Source organism: Actinocrinis puniceicyclus (genome assembly GCF_018283645.1).
Classification (GTDB): Bacteria; Actinomycetota; Actinomycetes; order Streptomycetales; family Catenulisporaceae; genus Actinocrinis; species Actinocrinis puniceicyclus.
Genome location: NZ_JAGSXH010000399.1, coordinates 1 through 427, shown reverse-complemented (window position 1 = coordinate 427; position 427 = coordinate 1). Strand labels below are relative to the sequence as shown.

At 67.2% G+C, this 427-nt stretch carries 1 protein-coding gene; it reads left to right on the top strand.

Going from position 1 to position 427, the window contains the following annotated elements:
- The coding region (locus KGA66_RS30710; RefSeq protein ID WP_369015994.1) for an RICIN domain-containing protein at positions 1–427 on the top strand (427 nt) is incomplete at both ends.

Below are 427 nucleotides of genomic sequence, written 5' to 3'. Positions count from 1 at the left end.
CGGCGATCTCGGCGTCCGAGGACAGTACGGCGAAGCGGGCGGTGGCGATCGTCGGGGACTCCAACGGGTACACCGGCTCGGCGTCGGTGACTTTCAGCGGCCTGTCCTCGCTTTCCTGGCTCTCCGGCGGCGGCAGTGTCAACGTCCAGGTGCAGCGGATCCCGGACCAGGCGCCGCTGTCGACGCCGCAGGTGGTCTACAACCAGTCCGTGAGCGCGTCCAGCGGCTCGATCACGGTGCCCTTCACCTTCCAGGCCGCGCACGACGCGTTCGCGATCTATCTGACGCCGGCCAGTTCGAGCAGCGGCGGTGGTTTCCCGAGCGGTTATCACCGGCTGGTGGTCGCGAACGACAGCCTGTGTCTTGACGTGTACGGCAACACCAGCAACTCGGGTGCGGCGATCGACCAGTACACCTGCAACGGGCA